The organism is Massilia antarctica, assembly GCF_015689335.1.
Classification (GTDB): Bacteria; Pseudomonadota; Gammaproteobacteria; order Burkholderiales; family Burkholderiaceae_D; genus Telluria_A; species Telluria_A antarctica.
Map to the genome: position 1 here is coordinate 6727261 of NZ_CP065053.1, position 19242 is coordinate 6746502.

General features: G+C 61.9%; 20 protein-coding genes and 1 pseudogene. 8 read left to right on the plus strand and 13 right to left on the minus strand.

The annotated features are described in order from the left end of the window. Positions 1-9: 9 nt before the first annotated feature. Genes IV454_RS29490 through IV454_RS29500 form a run of 3 tightly spaced genes read left to right on the plus strand, consistent with a single transcriptional unit; the run spans position 10 to position 3345 of the window. A complete protein-coding gene (locus IV454_RS29490) occupies positions 10-1488 on the plus strand; it encodes a PAS domain-containing sensor histidine kinase (RefSeq protein WP_206089195.1) in 1479 nt (492 codons plus the stop codon). Beyond that, positions 1485-2816 carry a response regulator c-di-GMP phosphodiesterase, NosR family gene (gene nosR / locus IV454_RS29495; RefSeq protein ID WP_054263410.1) on the plus strand — a complete coding sequence of 444 codons (1332 nt, stop codon included), beginning with the start codon at positions 1485-1487 and terminating at the stop codon, positions 2814-2816. The genes IV454_RS29490 and nosR overlap by 4 nt, the downstream gene beginning before the upstream one ends. 1 nt (position 2817) lies before the next feature. Then, a complete protein-coding gene (locus IV454_RS29500) occupies positions 2818-3345 on the plus strand; it encodes a response regulator (RefSeq protein ID WP_054263411.1) in 528 nt (175 codons plus the stop codon). 33 nt (positions 3346-3378) lie between these two features. On the opposite strand, the gene IV454_RS29505 is transcribed toward IV454_RS29500, so the two are convergent. The 4 genes from IV454_RS29505 to IV454_RS29520 all read right to left on the minus strand — a co-directional run bounded on the left by IV454_RS29505 (position 3379) and on the right by IV454_RS29520 (position 7467). Next, a complete protein-coding gene (locus IV454_RS29505; protein ID WP_206092901.1) occupies positions 3379-4707 on the minus strand; it encodes an ATP-binding protein in 1329 nt (442 codons plus the stop codon). Between the two features lie 68 nt (positions 4708-4775). Beyond that, a complete protein-coding gene (locus IV454_RS29510; protein ID WP_206089196.1) occupies positions 4776-5669 on the minus strand; it encodes a M90 family metallopeptidase in 894 nt (297 codons plus the stop codon). Between the two features lie 85 nt (positions 5670-5754). Beyond that, positions 5755-6507: a glutathione peroxidase gene (locus IV454_RS29515; RefSeq protein WP_206089197.1), complete on the minus strand. Its 753-nt coding sequence runs from the start codon at positions 6505-6507 to the stop codon at positions 5755-5757. Between the two features lie 348 nt (positions 6508-6855). Next, positions 6856-7467 carry a helix-turn-helix domain-containing protein gene (locus IV454_RS29520; RefSeq protein ID WP_054263413.1) on the minus strand — a complete coding sequence of 204 codons (612 nt, stop codon included), beginning with the start codon at positions 7465-7467 and terminating at the stop codon, positions 6856-6858. Between the two features lie 340 nt (positions 7468-7807). Here IV454_RS29520 and IV454_RS29525 point away from each other — a divergent pair, with 340 nt between their 5' ends. From IV454_RS29525 to IV454_RS29535, 3 genes are all read left to right on the plus strand, one after another. Further along, entirely contained in the window at positions 7808-8149 is a 342-nt protein-coding gene (locus IV454_RS29525; RefSeq protein WP_206089198.1) for a collagen-like protein, read from the plus strand. A gap of 240 nt (positions 8150-8389) precedes the next feature. Then, positions 8390-9409 carry an OmpA family protein gene (locus IV454_RS29530; RefSeq protein WP_307730237.1) on the plus strand — a complete coding sequence of 340 codons (1020 nt, stop codon included), beginning with the start codon at positions 8390-8392 and terminating at the stop codon, positions 9407-9409. Between the two features lie 60 nt (positions 9410-9469). After that, on the plus strand, positions 9470-10405 hold the full coding sequence (locus IV454_RS29535) for a YihY/virulence factor BrkB family protein (protein WP_206089200.1): 936 nt from the start codon (positions 9470-9472) through the stop codon (positions 10403-10405). A 103-nt stretch (positions 10406-10508) separates the two neighbouring features. On the opposite strand, the gene IV454_RS29540 is transcribed toward IV454_RS29535, so the two are convergent. The 9 genes and pseudogenes from IV454_RS29540 to IV454_RS29575 form a co-directional block, all read right to left on the minus strand. After that, positions 10509-11363 (minus strand): DUF3037 domain-containing protein, encoded by an 855-nt coding sequence (locus tag IV454_RS29540; RefSeq protein WP_206089201.1) that lies wholly within the window; start codon positions 11361-11363, stop codon positions 10509-10511. After that, positions 11360-11794, minus strand: a pseudogene (locus tag IV454_RS29545) (HipA family kinase); the annotation flags it as partial. The pseudogene IV454_RS29545 and the gene IV454_RS29540, both read right to left, overlap by 4 nt. A 15-nt stretch (positions 11795-11809) precedes the next feature. Further along, entirely contained in the window at positions 11810-13156 is a 1347-nt protein-coding gene (locus IV454_RS29550; protein WP_229521913.1) for an ISL3 family transposase, read from the minus strand. A gap of 115 nt (positions 13157-13271) precedes the next feature. Beyond that, entirely contained in the window at positions 13272-13676 is a 405-nt protein-coding gene (locus tag IV454_RS33645) for a HipA family kinase (protein ID WP_370663763.1), read from the minus strand. Positions 13677-13788: 112 nt separating this feature from the next. Then, complete coding sequence (locus IV454_RS29555) at positions 13789-15048, minus strand: lipoprotein-releasing ABC transporter permease subunit (protein WP_206089203.1); 1260 nt, start codon at positions 15046-15048, stop codon at positions 13789-13791. 6 nt (positions 15049-15054) lie between these two features. Then, the gene (locus IV454_RS29560; protein WP_206089204.1) at positions 15055-16002 is read right to left on the minus strand and encodes a polysaccharide deacetylase family protein; all 948 of its coding nucleotides are present in this window, start codon (positions 16000-16002) and stop codon (positions 15055-15057) included. An 86-nt stretch (positions 16003-16088) separates the two neighbouring features. Beyond that, positions 16089-17333: an AI-2E family transporter gene (locus IV454_RS29565; protein ID WP_206089205.1), complete on the minus strand. Its 1245-nt coding sequence runs from the start codon at positions 17331-17333 to the stop codon at positions 16089-16091. A 66-nt stretch (positions 17334-17399) separates the two neighbouring features. After that, positions 17400-17714 carry a BON domain-containing protein gene (locus IV454_RS29570; RefSeq protein ID WP_166880422.1) on the minus strand — a complete coding sequence of 105 codons (315 nt, stop codon included), beginning with the start codon at positions 17712-17714 and terminating at the stop codon, positions 17400-17402. 70 nt (positions 17715-17784) lie between these two features. Beyond that, entirely contained in the window at positions 17785-18333 is a 549-nt protein-coding gene (locus IV454_RS29575) for a hypothetical protein (protein WP_206089206.1), read from the minus strand. Positions 18334-18539: 206 nt separating this feature from the next. On the opposite strand from IV454_RS29575, the gene IV454_RS29580 reads away from it, so the two are divergent. Beyond that, entirely contained in the window at positions 18540-19001 is a 462-nt protein-coding gene (locus IV454_RS29580) for an outer membrane lipoprotein (protein WP_206089207.1), read from the plus strand. A gap of 75 nt (positions 19002-19076) precedes the next feature. Continuing rightward, a complete protein-coding gene (locus IV454_RS29585) occupies positions 19077-19229 on the plus strand; it encodes a DUF3309 family protein (protein WP_082692086.1) in 153 nt (50 codons plus the stop codon). The last annotated feature ends 13 nt before the right edge of the window (positions 19230-19242 follow it).

The window sequence follows — 19242 nt, forward strand, 5'->3', positions numbered from 1 at the left end:
GAGGCCAATATGTTCAAGCGCGACCACCCGCTCCAGACCAGCCCGCCCGGCGCCGATGACGGCGCTAGCGGCATTGCCCTGTCCGAACTGCTCGACGGCCATCCGGTGGCCACCTTCGTGATCGACCGCCAGCACACCATCACGCACTGGAACAAGGCGTGCGAGCATTTGCTCGGCTGGAGCACCGAGGCGATGATCGGCACGCGCAACCATGGCGTGGCGTTTTACGCGCACGAGCGGCAGATGCTGTCGGACATGATCGTCTCGGGCGACAACGAGGGCCTGGCCGCGCACCGCCAGTCTGCCCTGATTCCCGGCGCCTACGAAACCGAAGGCTTTTTCGAAAACCTGGGCGTCGGCGGCCACTGGCTGCACTTCACCGCCGCGCCCCTGCGCGACGCTTCCGGCGCGGTGGTCGGCGCCATCGAAACCATGCGCGACGTGACCGAGCGGCGGGTGGCCGAAAACGCCCTGCGCCGGGCCCACGACAACCTCGAACACCTGATCGAGAAACGCACCGCCCAGCTGGCCGAAGCGAACGAGCGGCTGGAAGACGACTTGCGCCAGCGCCAGATCGCCGACGCCGAACTGCGCGCCAAGCACCTGGCCCTGACCGAATTGAACGCCAAGCTGTCGATGGCCCAGGAACAACTGGTGCAATCGGAAAAACTGGCCTCGATCGGGCAACTGGCGGCCGGCGTGGCGCACGAGATCAACAATCCGATCGGCTACATCTTTTCCAATTTCGGCACCCTGCAAAGCTACCTCGACCAGCTGTTCGACATGCTGCATGTGTACCAGGCGGCGGAAGCCGAAGCGAGCCCGGCGACGGCGGCGCGGCTGGCGGCGATGCGCAAGACCCTCGACCTCGATTTTTTGCGCGAGGATATCCCGGTCCTGATGAGCGAATCGAAGGAAGGCATCGTGCGCGTGCGCCACATCGTGCAAGACCTCAAGGATTTCTCGCGGGTCGACACGACCCAGGACTGGGTGTGGGCGAACCTGCACGGCGGCATCGATTCGACCCTGAATATCGTTTCCAACGAAGTCAAGTACAAGGCCGACGTGGTCAAGCAGTACGGCGCCATTCCCGACATCGAATGCCTGCCCTCGCAGGTCAACCAGGTGATCATGAACCTGGTGGTCAACGCCGCCCACGCGATGAGCGAGCGGCGCGGCACCATCACGGTCAGCACCGGCACCAGCGGCGGCCTGGAAGCCGGGGCCGAGGCCGAACAGGTGTGGATCGAGGTGGCCGACAACGGCGGCGGGATCGCGCGCGAAAACCTGTCGCGCATCTTCGATCCCTTCTTCACCACCAAGCCGGTGGGCAAGGGCACCGGCCTGGGCTTGTCCCTGGCCTACGGCATCATTCAAAAACACCGTGGCAGCATCGACGTCGACAGCGAGGTGGGGCGCGGCACCACCTTCCGCATTGTCTTGCCGGTGCGCCAGACCACTGCAGCAAGCGAGGAGCCCAGCCCATGACAGACAGCCTGACCGACGATCTTGCCCCACCTCCGGCCACCGTGCTGTGCGTTGACGACGAACCGAACATCCTGTCGGCCCTGCGCCGCCTGTTCCGCCCGGAAGGCTACCGGGTGCTGGTGGCCGAGAGCGGCGCGGCCGGCCTGGCCATCCTGGAACAGGAAAAGGTCGACCTGGTCATTTCCGACATGCGCATGCCGGAAATGGATGGCGCCAAATTCCTCGAACATGTGCGCCAGCGCTGGCCCGACACCGTGCGCCTGCTGCTGACCGGCTACTCGGACGTCTCCTCGATCCTGGCGGCCATCAACCGCGGCGAGATCTACCGCTACATCACCAAGCCCTGGGACGACAACGATATCCTGCTGGTGGTGCGCCATGGGCTCGAACGCCACGCGCTGGAGCAGGAAAAGGCGCGCCTGGAAGCGCTGACCCTGCGCCAGAACGACGAACTCAAATCGCTCAACCAAAGCCTGGAAGCGAAGGTCGAGATCCGCACCGAAGAGCTGCGCAGTTCGCGCGATACCATCCTCGAGACCAACAAAAAGCTCAAGGGCAACTTCATCACCACCATCAAGATCCTGTCCAGCATGATCGAGATGCGGGGCGGCAATCTTGCGGGACATTCGCGCCGGGTCGCCGATCTGGCGCGGCGCATCGCCGTCAAGGTCGGGCTCGATGCGAACGCGACCCAGGAAGTCTTCATTGCCGCCCTGCTGCACGACATCGGCAAGATCGGTTTTCCGGACGACTTGCTGGCGATGCCGGTGAACCTGCTCGCTGGCGACATGCTGGGCGTATTCCGCAAGCATCCTCTGCGCGCCGAACAACTCTTGATGCCGCTGGACGACTTGCGTGGGGTGGCGGCCTTGCTGCGCGCCCACATGGAGCGCTACGATGGCGGCGGTTTTCCGGACGGCATAGCCGGTCCCCTGATTCCGCTCGGCGCGCGCATCCTGGCGCTGGCGTCGGACTACGACAACTTGCAGATCGGCGCGCTGGTGCAGCGGCGCGTGCTGGCGCCCGACGCCAAGCAAATCATCTACGACGCCGTGGGCAAGCGCTACGACCCCAAGGTGGTGGCGGCGTTCCGCGCGCTGATGGATGGCGAGCCGGTGGAAAAGCTGCGCGACCAGGCCATGGTGGCCAAGTACCTGACCCCGGGCATGACGCTTTCGCGCGATCTGGTCACGCCGGACGGCGTCATGCTGCTCTCGGCCGACCACGTGCTCGACGAGCGCCTGATCCAGACAGTCCAGGATTTTGAATCCAAGAACGAGGTCCGCCTGAATATCTGGGTGTGGCCGGCACCACCGAAGGGAGAGTGACATGCGGCGAATTCTGTTGGTCGATGATGAAATCAACGTCCTGAACGCCCTGGTGCGGGCCATGCGCCAGCACCTGGACATCGAGGACTTGCATATTGAAACGTTTACCGATCCGTTCGACGCGCTGACCCGCTGCGCCGAAGTCACCTTCGACCTGGTGATTTCGGACTTCCGGATGCCGCAGATGACGGGCGTGGAATTCCTGCACGCGATCAAGGAAGTGGCGCCCGACACGGTGCGCATGATTTTATCGGCCTCGACCGAGTTCGAAACGGTCACCAGCGCGATCAACGATGCGCAAGTGTTCCGTTTCATTCCCAAGCCGTGGCAGGTGGGGGATTTGCGCGAAAACGTGCGCCTGGCGCTCGACTACCACGATTCGCTGCGCAAGGAGCACCAGCTGGCCGACCGCCAGCGCGTGCACGAGGGAAGCCTGAGCCGCGAGGAACTGGCGCTGCGCAAGATGGAAGAGGAAGAGCCGGGCTTGCTGAAGGTGAAGTGGGGGCCGAACGGCGAGATCATCATGTAGGCCCGTGCGTGGGCGGCGCCGGCAAGAGCGCCCCTAGCCCGCGCCCGTCGGCGCGGCCGCCGGCGGCACCACCGGCAGGCGCACCGTAAACGTCGTGCCCTCCCCCGGCACCGAGGCCACATCGATCCGTCCCCCGTGCTTGTTCACGATCCCGTACGAGAGCGACAAACCCAGCCCGGTGCCGCTGCCGACCGGCTTGGTGGTGAAAAACGGCTCGAAAATCCGGTTCAGATGTTCCTGCGCGATCCCGCAACCGGTGTCGCTCACCGCCACCCACACCCAGCCGTCTTCGGCGCCGGTGCGGATCGTGATCACGCCCTTTTCCTTGATCGCGTGCCCCGCATTGACCAGCAGGTTCATGAACACCTGATTGAGCTGGGAGGCCAGGCAAGTCACCTGCGGGAGCTGCCCGTACTGCTTGTCCACCGTGGCCTTGTACTTGATCTCGTTGGAGACGATATTCAGTGTGCTGTCGAGTCCGTGATGGAGGTCGGCCACCTGCCATTCATTCTCGCCCACATGCGAGAAATCCTTGAGCGCCTGCACGATATCCTTGACCCGCTTGAGCCCATCCATCGACTCGCGCACGAGGTCGGTCACGTCATCCTGGAGAAAAGCCAGGTCGGCGCGCTTGCCGATCTGGGCGATGGCCGCGGTCAGCGCCGGCGGTGGACTGTGCGCGGCGATCGCGGCATCGTACTCGCGCACCACGCCGAACAGGGTCTCCACATATTTTTGCAAGGATCCCATGTTGGAATTGACGAAGCCGACCGGATTGTTGATTTCGTGCGCGATGCCGGCGGCCAGTTGGCCGATCGATGCCATCTTTTCCGACTGCAGCAACTGGTTTTGCGCTTCCTGCAAACGCCCGATCAGCAATTGCTGTTCCTGGCCCTTGCTGTAGAGCGCCTCTTCCATGGTCTTGCGGATCGTGATGTCGGTGAGCGAGCCGATCACTTCGAGCGGCGCGCCCTGCTCGTCGCGGATCAGGCGCAGGGTATCGTGCATCCACAGGTAGGCGCCGTCGGCCGCGCGGAAGCGGTACTCGTAGGCGCGCTGGCCTTCGACGAACACCAGCGCCAGGCTGGAAAAGATGGCCGGCGCATCGTCCGGGTGGATATGGTCGAACCAGAAATTCGGATCGGCCACCATCTCTTCCGGCCGGTAGCCCAGCACGTTGTACGCGTTATTGCTCACGAACGTCATCTTGAAGTCGCCGCTGGGCACGGTGCAGTAAATGATGGCCGGCGTGTTGTCGATCAGGTATTGCAGCCGCACCAGCGGCGAGGCGGCGTCCGCGCCCGGCGCGCGCGCGGCAGGCGGCGTGTCGGACCCGAAGGATTCAAATTCCTCGAACTGCATCGCCATGATCGATCCCGTGGGAAAGTGCTTCAGGCAATTATGACCGAGTATTCAGGCCAGCGCCACTCTCATTGCCATTGTCCGTACACGGTGCCGTACGAGGGCGGCGGCCCCGCTTCGTGCCCGAAGTCCGGTTGCGGGGCTGGTGGCGCCAGCCAGGCGCGCGGATCGACCCGGTAATATTGCTGGAATTGGTCGAACAGCTCGGCATGGCGCTCGGCCATCTGCCAGGGCTTCTCGAAAAACGTTTCCGTGGCGACGGCGAAGAACTCGGCGGGACTGACCGCGCCATAGTGGTCGAGTACGCTTTGGCGTTGAAACATCGCTTCATGGCGCAGGTTGTTGAAGTCGCGCGAGAGCACCGCTGACCAGTCGCGGTAACTGCCGGGATGGCCGAGGAAGGGCGCGCCATTGTTGCTGCCCGATTCGCTGTCGAGCTGGTGCGCGAATTCGTGGAGGACCACGTTCTGGCCATCGGTCCAGTCGCCCGCGCCGCGCTGGACGTGGTCCCACGACAACACCACCCTGCCATCGCCCCACGATTCGCCCAGCAATTCCTGGCGCACCGGGTTCACGATGCCGGCTTCGTCGGCGTGGTTGCGCGGCACCATGAAGGCGCTCGGGTAGACCAGGATGGTGTGCAGCTTGCGGTACACCCGGGTAAAGCGGTTGAGCAGCAGCAGGCAAGCCTGGCCGGCGATGGTCACGCGGATCTCGTCATCCACTTCCAGGCCTTCGCAGCCGACGAATTTTTTCTGGAACAGGAATTGCTGCACCAGCCGCTGCAGCTGCGCCTGCAGCTCGGGCTGCATGCGACTGTAAATCGGGATATTCTGTTCGAGGATGGTCAACCACGCCGGCGGAAAAGGCTGGGCCAGCGCGCGCTTGAGGCGCCAGCCGGGATAGCTCATGCCGAGCGCAATTGCCACCACGATGGCGGTGGTCCAGAGCAGCGCTTCCATCTTGTTCCTTGTGGGTTCGGGTACGAAACGAGGGCCGCGCCCCGCGCGGCGGCCTTGCTGCGCGGGCGGGCGGCGCGGCCGCGGCTCAGGCCGCCGTGGCGGCGCCGAAGTAGGCGTCGACCGCGTCGGCGTTGCCGATCAGCTTGCCGCCGATGAACACTTGCGGCCAGGTCGACTGGCCCGAGACCGCGCGCAGCACGCTGGCGTTGATCTTCCGGTCCTGCACGATCTCGGTGAACTGCATGCCGTGCGCCTTGAGCGTAGCCTTGGCGCGGGCGCAGTGCGGGCAGCCGGGCTTGGCGAACACCACCACCGGTTCCGGAATCCGCACGTCCGGATGAAGGTAACGCAGCATGGTGTCGGCGTCGGACACTTCGAACGGGTCGCCTTCCTTGTCCGGCTCGATGAAGACTTTCTCGATGATGCCATCCTTGACCAGCATCGAATAGCGCCACGAACGCATGCCGAAACCGAGGCTGCGCTTATCGACCAGCATGCCCATGCCCTGAGTGAAGTCGCCATTGCCGTCCGGGATGACGGTGATGTTCTCCGCATCCTGGCCGGCTTTCCATTCGTTCATCACGAAGGCATCGTTGACTGACACGCACAGGATGTCGTCGACCCCGTTCTGCCTGAACACCTGCGCCAGTTCGTTATAGCGCGGCAAATGGGTGGAGGAACAGGTGGGCGTGTAGGCGCCCGGCAGGGAGAACACGACGACCGTCTTGCCCTTGAACAGCTCGTCGGTGGTGATATCTTTCCACTGGTCGTTGGGCCTGGCCTTGAACGTCACAGTCGGTACGGGCTTGCCTTCCAGCGATTCTGGCGTCGGTAACATGGGCGTTCCTTTTGGTGAGTGATCGGGATAGCGAAGCATCCCCGCACCGCCACAAGTGGGGCTGGTTCAGGGGTTTTCAATTGGTGGGGATGACAGAAAAGCAGCAGACGTGCCGATACCCGCACTGCCGCGAAGGGAGAGCGCGAAGGTAAGCACGCGAAACGAGGGGGCCGGACTGCGCCTGCCCCGTCTGGACGATACGAGAGGTGAACGAACCCTGCCCTGCAAGCCAACCGGGCGGTGGATGCTGGCGCAGTGCAACTGGCGCAGTGCAACTGGCGCAGTGCAACTGGCGCAGTGCAACTGGCGCGGTGCAAGCAGGCGCGGCGCGAGCCGCTCAGCGCAGGGTCAAGCCTGTTCCTTGGCCGACGGTGCCGCGCCGAACAGGGCGGCGACGAGCGGGTCGCGCGCCACCGGACTGCGATTGACGCGAATGGCGTAGTGGGTGTCGTCGGCCAGGATGTGGAAGTGACGGCCCGTGCCCGCCATGCTTTGCTCGCGCAAGCCCGGACGTTCCTTGCGCGGTGCGGCGCCTTCGCGTTTCGGCTGCACGATCGCGGCCAGGAAAGCCTTGACCCGTTCCGGATCGGGCGAGATCTGGTACACGGCCTTGCCCAGGTAGGTGGCTGTGCCTTCGATGTAGCGCGCCAGTTCGATCACACCCGCTTCGCGCAGGTCGCGGATGTATTTACGCGCGCCGGAGGGCGAAAACTTGAGGAACCACGCGATTTCATCGGCCAGCATTTCGTGGGTCGACAATTCGCCGATCAGTTTTTGCATATTTTCGATGCGGCGCTGGGTGGCCGAGGTCGAACGCACGCGCTCGATCGGGGCCATCGAAATTGGGGCACGCTCGGCTGGCTGGGGCGCGACCCGCTCAATCAGGGAAGAGTTGGCGGAAGTGTGCAATGTGGTCATGTCGCCTTGGGCCGCATTGTGGTGCTGTGTCGTTGCATGCATGTTGAGTACTCCAAGAGAAGAGTTAGTCATGTCGTCCGGACCCGGTACATGTCGTTTGACAGCCTGACAATAATTCGGTTCCGCACATCTGAGTGCAAGATTGCCTGCGCGGACATCGATGGTCTGTGCGCCATCGAACATTTCGCACAATTTACTTCCTATGGTCATCTTTTCATCGTTGCAATTGTGATGACGAACCCTGCTGTGTGCGTTGGCGTACAGATTCCATCAATACAACACCGTATTCTGGCAACGTTCGCACAACATTGTGTGTGCAAGGACTTCATTGACGTTCAGTCTGCCTGCCGCCGGCACCAGACACTTATAAAAGGAAACCACCATGAAAACGACCCTTCTGGCTGCACTGCTGGCAATCGCCGGCCTGACCGCATGCGAAAAAACCACCGTCAACCCACCTGCAACCGTTGTCACCCCAACCGTTGAAGTTCCGGTTGCCGTCCCTGGCCCTGCCGGCGCAACTGGCGCCACCGGCGCCACCGGCGCTGCTGGCAGCACCGGCAACACCGGCAGCACTGGTAGCACCGGCAATACCGGCAACACGGGCAGCACCGGCGCCGAAGGTAGCGCTGGCACCCCGGGCGCGCCTGGCATGGATGGCGCCAAGGGCGACACCGGCAAGACCGGCGGCGACACCGTGATCGTGGTACCGGAAAAGCACTAATAGCTCCGGCTATTTTTCGCGCGACATGATCGCGCCGGACTGGGTTTGCGCCCGGTCCGGCGCGATTTTTCTTGGCATTCGCACAAATTGTTGTATTAAAAAGACCAGTACAACATCATCGTACGCTGTCGAACGGTTGCATTGAACTCCCCCGCTTAATCTCAAGTCGAACGTCACACTGCCTCGCATCCGTGGTGACCTTTCTACCGACCCATCAAATAGGAGTTCTCTGTGAACAAAATGAAAAAGACGGCCTTCGCCGCCGCACTATTGTGCAGCGCGGGACTGGCCTTTGCGCAAGACTTCAACCCCTCGTGGACCATCCAGCCCAGCGTCAACGGAGTCAAGCCCGACCAGGATTTCGGCGTGAGCAAGCGCGATTACGGTGGCGGCCTCAAGTTGGGCAAACCCGTCTCCGAGATGTGGGACGTGCAGATCGGCGCCACCCACGCGCGCGCCAAAGAAGGCAGCGCCAACTATCGTCAGACCCTGCTGGGCGCCGACGCGCTGCTGATGCTGTCGCGCCAGAATTTCCGGCCTTTCCTGCTGCTCGGCGTCGGTGCCGAGCGCGACCGGGTCGACAATCCGCTGCGCCGCGTCAGCAAGACCTCGCCCTACGCCACCGCCGGCATCGGTTTCCAGCTGGGCCTGACCGACCAGTGGGCCATGCAGGCCGACCTGCGCACCGTGCGCGGCCGCTTGCGGCACGACGAAGGCTTCGGGACCAGCGCGAGCAACAACAAATACCTGACGATCGGCTTGAACTACGCCTTCGACAAGCCGGCGGCGCCGCCGCCCCCGCCAGCGCCGCCGCCGGCCGTCACGCCGCCTGAGCCAAGTCCGCCGCCCCCGCCACCGCCGCCGCCGCCACCGGCCCGTTTCGAGAAAATCACCTTGAGCGCCACCGGGCTGTTCGCCTTCAACAGCGCCACGCTCAACGGCGAGCAGCCGCGCCTGGACGAGATCGCCGCCGCCTTGCTGGCCGATCCGGGCATCACCGATGTCGACATCAGCGGTTATGCCGACCGGCTCGGTTCGGTAAAATACAACCTCAAGCTGTCCGAGCGGCGCGCCAATGCGGTGCGCGACTACCTGGTCGCCAAGGGCGTGGATGGCGCGCGCCTGAAAGCCTACGGCAAGGGCGAAGCCAACCCGGTGGTCAGCTGTACCGACAAGAAGCGCGCCGACCTGATCAAGTGCCTGGAACCGAACCGCAGGGTCGAAGTCGAACAAATCACCATCGAGCGCCGCGTGCAATAAACCGGGGCTGCGGCCTGTTTTGCGGGGGCGCGTGCCCCCGCGCGAATTGAAGGAAGACATATGATCGAAATCAAAGAATGGGTGCCGTACTCGAAACAACTGGCGCGCGTGATGCGCTGCGCGGTCACCGAATGGTTTGCCCACCGCGCCGCCAGCAAGGGCGCGGCGCTGGCGTTCTACACCCTGTTTTCGATGGCGCCGATCCTGGTGCTGGTCATTGCCATCGCCGGCTTTTTCTACGGGGCCGAAGCGGCCCAGGGCCAGTTGCTCAACGAGCTTTCTGGACTGGTCGGCAAGCAGGGAGCGGAAGCGATCCAGCTCATCCTTGCCGGTGCGCGCAACAAGGAAAGCGGCATATGGGCGACCATCATCGCCACCGGCCTGCTGCTGTTCGGCGCGACCACCGTGTTTTCCGAGCTCAAGGATAGCCTGGACGACATCTGGGCGGTGCCGGCCTCGACCGACGCCACCTGGTGGGATATCGTGCGCACGCGCCTGCTGTCCTTCGGGCTGATCCTGGTGCTGGGCTTCCTGCTGATGGTGTCCCTGGTGGTGAGCGCCGCGCTGGCCGTGCTGGACAAATACATGAACGGCTTGTGGAAGGATGCGGCGGTGCTGCTGTCGTGGGTTTCATGGACGATCAGCTTCCTGGTGATTGCGACCTTGTTCGGCGTGATCTACAAAATGCTTCCGCGCATCAAGCTGTCATGGCGCGACGTGACCATCGGCGCGCTGGGGACGGCGGCCTTGTTCACCCTGGGGAAATTCGTCATCGGCCTGTATATCGGTAACAGCGGCGTGGCCAACAGTTTCGGCGCGGCCGGGTCGATGATCGCCCTGCTGCTGTGGGTATATTACTCGGCGCAGATTTTCTTTTTGGGGGCGGAATTTGCACGCCAGTATGCGCTGCAGCTGGGCAGTCTGAAGCACAAGCCGGATGAAGTGACGGGCGGCGGACAGACGGCGGCGGCGGCGAAGGTGACCCGGATTCGATGAGTGAACACATTACCAGGCACAATGCTTTCGCCGCGCCCCGGCGATGCTCGACCATGTCGGCATCCGCCGGCTCGGCTGCCGTCACCCGGGGTGCCCCAATCCGCTACGCGTTTCCGACAGGGGCATGGCCCTGAACAAACCTCATGATCTGTTCCTTCTCGCGGTACGAGTACACCGTTGCTCCGCTATCGCGCAGATTTCCGACGATATCATCGTATGCCCTATGTCGAGGTCCTTGTCCATCAGGACCTTCGACAGCGAAGAGAATTCTATTTGGCAAAAGGCGCTTGCGTTGCAAGGTATGAATCCGGAATAGCCATTGGCCGCCATGGTCAAGTATCTTGCTTGGTTGGTCCTGCGCCAAGTTCAATGGCTTCACTGCTTGCACGATCCGCGTGCCGTCCTGTTCGACGAACGGAAAGGTCGCATGGTATTCGTCATTGCCGACCTCCATTTTGTCAAATTTATTTGCCATGCCGGCATCGAATATCCACCTGCGCATCGTTCGCTCCAGCACTGCCTCACGATACTCCTTGGTGACGAAATCTCTTTCAACATAATATCCGTAAAGATCCGCCAACTTCGTCTCCGGATCGTCGGCCAGCACGCCCCGAACTTTGCTGAATTTAATCACGGCTTCGCGTGGCCGGACTATCTCCGCAAATAGGCTTTTCGATAATTCAACATCGTTGAGTTTATATTTCTTGTCAATACCATGCGTACGCAACATCGCGGCAGCGCGTTCAAATTCCTCTCGGAGGTTTTGCATGGCGGTCTTGAAAACAGAACCGTCCAGTTGCTCGAAAAAATTTGTGACCCGCGCATGGCGACGCGTTATTAACTTATAGGCAAAGAACCCATGTTCTGGAGCGATCATAATGATTCCAGCATTCGCAAACTCTTCTGTCTCCAGGAAGGGACAAAAGCGCACAATAGCGTAAAGGCAAGGAATGCTCATGATTTCATATTCCAGAACAAATCGCCGCGGCAGTTGAGTAGCTGCTGACGTAGCGTGTTTGGATCAAAGTCCGTTGGCAGAGTTCGCTCGTCATCGAGGTACCACCACTCATCAGGAATAGTATTGCAGATTCCATCCCAATTTGCCATGGCATCGAGATAACGAGTGGCATAGTGTTCCTGGGTGACCCAGTCCTCGAACAATGATGGACACTCCCGTTTAAACACGTGAAGAGCAGCAAAATGTTGTGCCGAAAAATGGATGTCGAATGCTTGATTGTGGTCAAGAACCACCAATTGATCAGTTTTAACGTCCCAAAAAAGGTTCGGATTGCCGCCGGCATCGCTCAACGTTCGATCGCCGTTGCGAATCCACCAATCGAATGCAAGAACGTCGCGCCGCGAACTGATTGGCACCTTATCAATATGCGTGAAGGAAAGTTGGCTCTATGACGTTTTCGGTGAAACTTGACGACCGTCGCGGTATCGCCTAATTGAAACAGACCTTTTTCCTGCTGTCTGCAAGGGATTGACAGGCAAATGAGTCAGCTTGGACATGCGCAGATAGGCGATGGCAATGAAATTGGCGGCGCTGCGGAAACCGCGCGCTGCACGCTTGGATTGCTGAAGCATGCCGTTCATCGCTTCGACATAGGCGTTACTGCGGCCATCGAGCATGCCGCGCACGACGCCCGGCAGTCGCTCGCGCAGCGTCAACGCCAGCTTCTTGAACGGCTCGAGTCGACTCCGGCGAGCCCACGACATCCAACTCTCCAGCGCTGACTGCGCCACCTCCGCGTTGTTGGCGGTAACGGCCTGCCGATAGGCGTCCCGCAATGCTTCCTTCAGCCGCCACGCCCTTGCAGTCTTGAGTCGGGAGCGCTGCAAGAGATACATCGTGTCGCGCTGGCGTGCCGTCCAGCTACGCGCGTCGCGACGCATTCCCCACATCAATGCGCGGACGGTCTTGCGTTCGATGCCCAAGGCGCTGCGAACGACACGCGGCTGTTCCGCCATTTCCAGCTTGCGGACCTTGTCCATGGCATCGTTGGCCATGGCAATGACGTGGAAACGGTCGAAGCTGATCTGAGCCTGCGGCAATTGCTCGGTGACGCCCTTGACGTAGGCCTGGCTCATATCCATACAGACATGCGCGATTCCCTGCACCTGCCCGCCATGGGCAATCAGATCGGCCTTGAAAGCGGCTACCGTCTCGTGGCCGCGGCCTTCGGTGGCGAACAGCAGGCGCTTGGCGTCCAGATCGTGAACAACAGTCACATACTGGTGACCGCGCCGAAGGCTGGTCTCGTCGATGCCGATGAGCTTCACGTCGCTCATGTCGTCCTTGCCGCGCGCCACCGCGACGTAATGGCCGACGCTGCGCCACAGGCGATGCGCCGTCACACGCAGCAGCCGGGCGGTCTCGGCCACCGTCATCGTCTGGCACAAGGACATGGCCAGCGCCTCGAAAAGCAAGGTGAAATGACTTCCAGGTCGCGACCACGGCACCTCAATGCGCGAGGTCTTGCCGCAGGAGCGGCAGCGCACGCGCGGTACTTCGGCGTGCACCCAAGCTTCATATTGGAAGAAATCGAGATGTCGCCAGCTGCGCCGCATGCGGCTGTGGATCTTCTGTGCTGGTGTCTCGCAAACGGGGCAGGCCATCTCCTCGCTTTGATAGCGTACTTCGAAATCGATCCGTCGCGCCCCAGTGTCGAGCTTGAATTCAGTCACCTCCCACGGAGCTTGCAAGCCCAGCGCGGTGGTGAACAAGGTTTCCATGCTAATACTCAAACTGCCTTCTCCAGCCGGATACGCCGGCACGCCTGTTATCCATGGTCATCGCCACGGCCTGCCGCGTCGACGACCATGGCCCAGCGTATGCGCCCTACATGCCGTCAAGGGTGCGCTACGCCGGCACGCGCACAACGCGCGCCGCCCTTGACCGCATTCCGGGACGGCAAAAACTCACAGCATAGCCGATGTCAAGTTTCACCGGAAACGTCATTGGGCCGGAAAGTTCCACAACCTGTAGTCGCAGTGATCCGAACGCTGGGCCGCTGCCAAGTTCGTTCAAATCCTCGCGGGATGCTAGTGAAATCAAGGCGCCCGGAACATCTACCACCGTGAATGGGGCAATGGGAAGTCCGAGACTCAAGCCCAGGTTTCCCGCAATCCATTCGCAAAGCAAACTTCTCCGGCCTGCACCGCGCCCCTTGACAAAGTATATTTTCCCGTCATCGCCGCGACAAATAAATGGCTTAGTGATTCCCTGTTCGGATCGGTCTATTACCTCGATTATTTGCACTGGCATTTTCTAGCCCAAAGGAATTTGACCGAAGAAGCGCATCCGCCAAACCAGGTCCCCGACCACGGCCGCTTGTTGACGCCGCGTCTGTATCACCGGTCTGTCACCAATGTCCATCCTACTCGTAGCGCAAGGACTCGGCCGGATTGATCCGCGCCGCGCCATAACTCGGGTACAAGGTCGCCACGAACGCCAGCGCCACCGAGACCCCGCCGATCATAGCCACATCGCGCCATTGTGGGTCCGATGGCACCGTACTGAGGAAGTAAATTTCTTTCGACAGCAGCTTGCTGCCCAGCAGAGACTCGACCACCGGCATGATCACATCGATATTGAGCGCAAACAGCACCCCGGCAGCCACCCCGGCCACGGTGCCGATCACCCCCACCAGCGCGCCCTGCATCATGAACACCGCCATGATCGAGCGCGGCGACGCGCCCAGGGTGCGCAGGATCGCAATGTCGGCCTGCTTGTCGTTCACCTTCATGACCAGGGTCGACACCAGATTGAACGCCGCCACCGCAATGATCAGCACCAGGATCAGGAACATCATGCGCTTTTGCGACTGGAGGGCCGCGAACCACACCTCGTTCTGGCGCGTCCAGTCGCGGAACATCAGGTGCGCCGGCATGCTGGCCATTAATTCCTGGGCCACCCGCGGCGCCTGGTGCAGATCGTGCAAGCTCAGTCGCAGTCCGGACGGCAGCGCCAGGTGCTCGACCGCGCGCGCGTCGTCGAGATGCACCAGCGCTACCCCGGAGTCGTAATCGTTGTGCCCCACATTGAACAATCCCGCCACCGTGAATACTTGCCGGCGCGGCGTCCAGGACGTGGCCGTGCCACCCTGGGGCGCCACCAGCAGCGACAATTTATCGCCCACCTTCACGCCCAGCTTGTTGGCCAGCTCGTAGCCGAGCACGATATTGAAGCGGCCCGGCTGCAAATCATCGAGCGTGCCGCCCTTGATGCGCTTGGCGATGGCTGACACTGTCTTTTCCGCCGCCGGCAGGATGCCTTGCACCGCCACCGGCCGCATCGTTTCGTCGTACAGCAACATGCCCTGCAAGCTGACAAACGGCGCGCCGCCGGACACGGCCGGATTGGTGCGCGCCTGCGCCAGGGTCTGCTCCCAGTCGGACAGGCCGCCGCGCTCGTCGACGACTTCGATGTGCGGAATCATCGACAGCATGCGCGCCGCCACTTCCTTCTGGAAACCGTTCATCACCGACAGCACCACAATGAGCGCGGCGACACCGAGCGCAATGCCGCTCACCGAAATGAGGGAAATCACCGACAGCATGGGATTGCGTTCGCTGCGGCGTTGCGCGCTGGTATAGCGCAGCGCGATCTGTAATTCGTAAGGTAAATTGGCGAACATGTAATCCTAGTATCCTTGTGCTTTCAGGCTCTCGATGTCGGCGTCGCCGTCATCCTGCAGGCGGCGCCAGTGGTCAAGCGGTTCCAGCCCCAGGCTGCGCGACATCGATAGCAGCAAGCTCTGCCCTGGCGCGGGGCTGCGCGGTGAAAATTGGTACACCGGGTCTTCGAAGGCCTTGGCCGGCGAGACGATGGTCCAGCCCATCTCCTTGAACATGCCGATCACGTCATCGAGGAACAGCGCATTGAGCAAGTTGTGATGCATCAGCATGACCTGGGCGATGTCGCGTCCCTGCAAGCGCTGCGACAAGTCGCGGTAAGCCAGGGCCCGCTGGCGCACATGTGCCAGGTAGGCTTTTCTGATTGGCGCCAGGTCGGCCTTGCTGTTCTTGGCGAGCAATTCGTTGAGGTGTTCGTCGAGCCGCCAGTCGCTCGTATCCAGGCTCACGTACGCATTGCGATAACCCTGCGCGGCGAGAAAGGCACGCATGCCGTCGCGCTTCTCGGGCGTGTTGCCTTCGCGCAGATAGGTGTAGCGGAACCATTTCTGGTAGCCGGGCAAGGTGGCGATGATCTTGTCGCAGTCCATCACTTCGCGCTGGTACTGCGCCAGGCTGAGCTTGGCGCTGTCGAGGTCGGGATGGGTCATCGTATGATTGCCGATGGAATGGCCGGCTTCGCCCCAGGCGCGTGCCAGCGCATAACCGGCCGGCATGTCGGCGCCATTGCCGGCCGTGACGAACAGCGCCGCCGTCACCTTGTGCCTGGCGAGCGCATCGAGCATGGCCTGGTTGCGCTGCTGCGGCGACATGCGCGGCGTCTCGTCCAGGGACGGTCCATCGTCGAAGCTGAAGGCCACCGATTGCGCCAGGGCGGCGCAGGGCAGCAGAGCGGCGCACAGGATGGCGGCGGCGATGCCGGAAAGCTTCACCGCGAAATTTTTTAACTGGAGCATGAAGAGCGCTTCTGAATTGACGATCTGCAAGCCTAACATATGGCGGCGCGGGCGCAAAGGCGCCCTGCCCCGCCACCGCCCACGGCTTACTCGCCCAGCAGCTCGGCCAGCACTTCCATGCCTTCGACCCGTTCGGCCACGACCTTGATCATCACCACCACCGGCACGCCCAGCAGCAAACCCCACATGCCCCACAGCCAGCCCCAGAACAGCAGGCTGACGAACACGGCGGCCGGGTTCATCTTGGCGATCTTGCCCGTCATCCAGGTGGCGATCACGGTGCCGACCAGGGTGGCGATGGCGAGCGAGGCACCGCTGACCAGCAGCACCATCTGCAAGGATTCGAACTGCATGAAGGCGACCAGTCCGGTCAGCGCGGTGATCAGCAGCGGACCGAAATACGGCATGATGTGCATCAGCCCGGCGAAAATGGCCCAGGCACCGGCATTTTCCAGCCCGAGCGCGCGCAGGGCGACCCACATCATCAGCGCGAGCAAGGTATTGGTGACGAGCAGCATGAACATATAGTTCTGGATCGAGCTGTTGATATCGTCGAGGATGTGCACGGTCACCTTCTTGCGGCTCAAGGACGGCCCGGTCAGCTTGACCAGCTTGCGCTTGAAGGTATCTCCCGCCAGCAGCAGGAAAAATACCAGGAATACCACCATCGTGGCCTGGGTCACGAAGCCGATGAAGCCCATCGAGCCGGCCAGCACCCAGTCCATGATCTTGAACGTGCCACCGGCGGCGGCCGCGGCCGGCATGGCCTTGCGCGTCGATGGCCGCTGCCCGCCCACGCTGGAGGTGGCCTGTTCGATCTGGGAGGCGGCCGCCTGCATCTGCTGGATGGTGCTCGGCTGCCCGCCACTGGCATTGGTCAGCAGGCGGGTGACTTTCTGTGTGATCGTCGGCAATTCATCGATGATATTGAAAAACTCGCCCTGCACCCGGTTCAGCACGCCGGCCATCAAGGCCAGGATCGCGATCGTGACAATGGTCGCGCCAATGGCGCGCTTGATGCGCAGGCGCCGTTCCAGCCACAGGACCACGGGGTTGAGGGTATAGGCAATGAAAATCCCGAGCAGGAGCGGGACCAGGAATTTTTGCGACCACTGCAGCGCATACACAAAGGCAATCGTCGCGATGATGCCCAGCGCCAGGCCGCGCGCATTGACATGGATCGGGATGCGCAAGGTTTGCGCGGCGCCCGATGTGAGGGGGTCGGGTGGCTCGGCGCCGGACGTGGCGACGGCTGCCGTGACGGCGGCGCTCTCTATGGAAGGAGCGGGGTTTTCATTGGCGGGTGCCGGAATCGGATCTGCAAGCTGCATAAAATCTTTACATTATAATGCCGGCGCCGCAGGCCGGCCACCAGGGGCCGGCCTGAAGGGCTCAGCTTACTTCACACGTACGTCGTTCTTGACCGATACTACACCCTTCACGCCGCGCGCCACATCGGCAGCTTTGGTCGCATCGGCCGGATCGGCAACGAAACCGGACAGCTGCACGTCGCCCTTGAAGGTTTCAACGTTGATTTCCGACGCTTTCAAGGTTGGCTCGTTGAAGATCGAGGCTTTGACCTTGGCGGTGATCACGGTGTCATCGATAAACTCGCCGGTCCCTTCCTTGGTGGCAGTCGAAGCACAACCGGCCATGGTGGCAACGAGGGTGGCGGCAAACAGCATGGTCGACAGACGTTTTGCGATTTTCATGGTGGACTCCTTGGTGGGTGATTCAAAAAAGATGCTCGATGTGAGCTGTTGCAGGACGGCTTACTTGCCCTTACTTGCCATACTGCGATTTTGCGGCCGAGACACAACTGTCCTTGGCCGCACCGGCAAAAGCATCGCACTTTTCGCGCGCGACTTTGTACTCGGCCGTTCGTTTGTCGTCGCGCGCATCGGTGCGCGCTTCGATCGCTTTCTTGTCGGCCCTGGCGTCGGCCTGGGACGCGACCAATGTCGCTTTCGCCTGCTGGATGCAGACATCCTTGTCGTTGCCCGTCAATGCCTTGCACTTGACCCTGTCGAGGTCGTAGGTGGCCGCGGCAATCTCCAGGCGCGACTGAGTGTAGGCCTTGAGCGTGCCCTTGTACATGGCGGTGGCTTCTTCCACGGTGTGCACGCGCGCCACCCTGGCTTCTTCCACGCACACTTCTTTCGGGTTGCCGGTGATGGCATCGCAACGCGCACGGGCCGCCTGGTAGGCGCTCGCCGCCGCATCCCGGGCCTGGCTGTAGGCCGCTTTCGCTTCCGGCGTGGCCGCACTGGCGGCCAGGGCAGCCGACATCAGGACTGCGCCGGTCAGGGCTGGGATAAGCACTCGCTTCATCTTGCTTTTCTCCGGTGGCAAACTAGTTGAGTTACGTTGTACGGGAAGTGTGACTGCACATCTGTACGCTGGCGAACACAGCATGATTAGTGGCAAAAACCCAACGGTTTGATGCAAACCCAGCCGCCCCGGCCTGGGTGCGGCAGCGCACAGACCCGGGGGTCCTGGCTGATTATGCTGGCTCTACACTTTGTCAGGAGAACAACATGAAATCGACCCAGACTATCGCAGCACTCGTTGTCGCGGTTTCCGCCGTCCTCGGCGGTTGCGCCAGCACGTCCAGCCAGCCGGCCAACAATGGCAGCTACAGCAATCCCATTTCGGCCTCGGCCGGATACGGCACCATCGAATCGATCCAGGTCACCCGTAGCGAAGGCCAGACCAGCGGTACCGGCGCGGTTGTCGGCGGCATCGTCGGCGCGCTGGTCGGCAACCAGGTCGGCAGCGGCAATGGCCGTACCGCGGCCACCGTCGCCGGTGCGGTTGGCGGCGCTGTCGTCGGCAACAAGGTCGAAGCGAACCGCAACGCCGGCAACGGCCAGGACCTGTACCAGATCAATGTGCGCCTGGAAAATGGCGAAACCCGCACGATCGTGCAGGACAGCGTCTACGACCTGCGCGTGGGCAACCGCGTGCGTCTGGTCGACGGCAGAGTCTACCGTTACTAAATTTCTCGTACTACCCACTTACCAACAATAAAACACGAACTGCCCGCCAGCTCGCCCACTTTTAAGGAGCCCACCATGGGTACCATTCTTCTCGTTATTCTCATTCTTGCGCTGATCGGCGTTCTTCCTACCTGGAACCACAGCCGCAGTTGGGGATACGGCCCAACCGGTATCACCGGCCTGATCGTGGTGGTGCTCATTGTGCTGCTCATCACCGGGCGCCTGTAAGCAGTCGACCACC

Coding starts and splice junctions, on each gene's coding strand:
- IV454_RS29500 (WP_054263411.1), top strand. CDS start 2,818: ATGCGGCGAATTCTGTTGGTCGATGATGAAATCAACGTCCTGAACGCC.
- IV454_RS29555 (WP_206089203.1), bottom strand. CDS start 15,048: ATGTTCGCCAATTTACCTTACGAATTACAGATCGCGCTGCGCTATACC.
- IV454_RS29575 (WP_206089206.1), bottom strand. CDS start 18,333: ATGAAGCGAGTGCTTATCCCAGCCCTGACCGGCGCAGTCCTGATGTCG.
- IV454_RS29510 (WP_206089196.1), bottom strand. CDS start 5,669: ATGGAAGCGCTGCTCTGGACCACCGCCATCGTGGTGGCAATTGCGCTC.
- IV454_RS29490 (WP_206089195.1), top strand. CDS start 10: ATGTTCAAGCGCGACCACCCGCTCCAGACCAGCCCGCCCGGCGCCGAT.
- IV454_RS29570 (WP_166880422.1), bottom strand. CDS start 17,714: ATGAAAATCGCAAAACGTCTGTCGACCATGCTGTTTGCCGCCACCCTC.
- IV454_RS29530 (WP_307730237.1), top strand. CDS start 8,390: ATGAAAAAGACGGCCTTCGCCGCCGCACTATTGTGCAGCGCGGGACTG.
- IV454_RS29505 (WP_206092901.1), bottom strand. CDS start 4,707: ATGCAGTTCGAGGAATTTGAATCCTTCGGGTCCGACACGCCGCCTGCC.
- IV454_RS29525 (WP_206089198.1), top strand. CDS start 7,808: ATGAAAACGACCCTTCTGGCTGCACTGCTGGCAATCGCCGGCCTGACC.
- IV454_RS29540 (WP_206089201.1), bottom strand. CDS start 11,363: ATGAGCATTCCTTGCCTTTACGCTATTGTGCGCTTTTGTCCCTTCCTG.
- IV454_RS29580 (WP_206089207.1), top strand. CDS start 18,540: ATGAAATCGACCCAGACTATCGCAGCACTCGTTGTCGCGGTTTCCGCC.
- IV454_RS29560 (WP_206089204.1), bottom strand. CDS start 16,002: ATGCTCCAGTTAAAAAATTTCGCGGTGAAGCTTTCCGGCATCGCCGCC.
- IV454_RS29585 (WP_082692086.1), top strand. CDS start 19,077: ATGGGTACCATTCTTCTCGTTATTCTCATTCTTGCGCTGATCGGCGTT.
- IV454_RS33645 (WP_370663763.1), bottom strand. CDS start 13,676: ATGCCAGTGCAAATAATCGAGGTAATAGACCGATCCGAACAGGGAATC.
- IV454_RS29515 (WP_206089197.1), bottom strand. CDS start 6,507: ATGTTACCGACGCCAGAATCGCTGGAAGGCAAGCCCGTACCGACTGTG.
- IV454_RS29535 (WP_206089200.1), top strand. CDS start 9,470: ATGATCGAAATCAAAGAATGGGTGCCGTACTCGAAACAACTGGCGCGC.
- IV454_RS29520 (WP_054263413.1), bottom strand. CDS start 7,467: ATGCATGCAACGACACAGCACCACAATGCGGCCCAAGGCGACATGACC.
- IV454_RS29565 (WP_206089205.1), bottom strand. CDS start 17,333: ATGCAGCTTGCAGATCCGATTCCGGCACCCGCCAATGAAAACCCCGCT.
- nosR (WP_054263410.1), top strand. CDS start 1,485: ATGACAGACAGCCTGACCGACGATCTTGCCCCACCTCCGGCCACCGTG.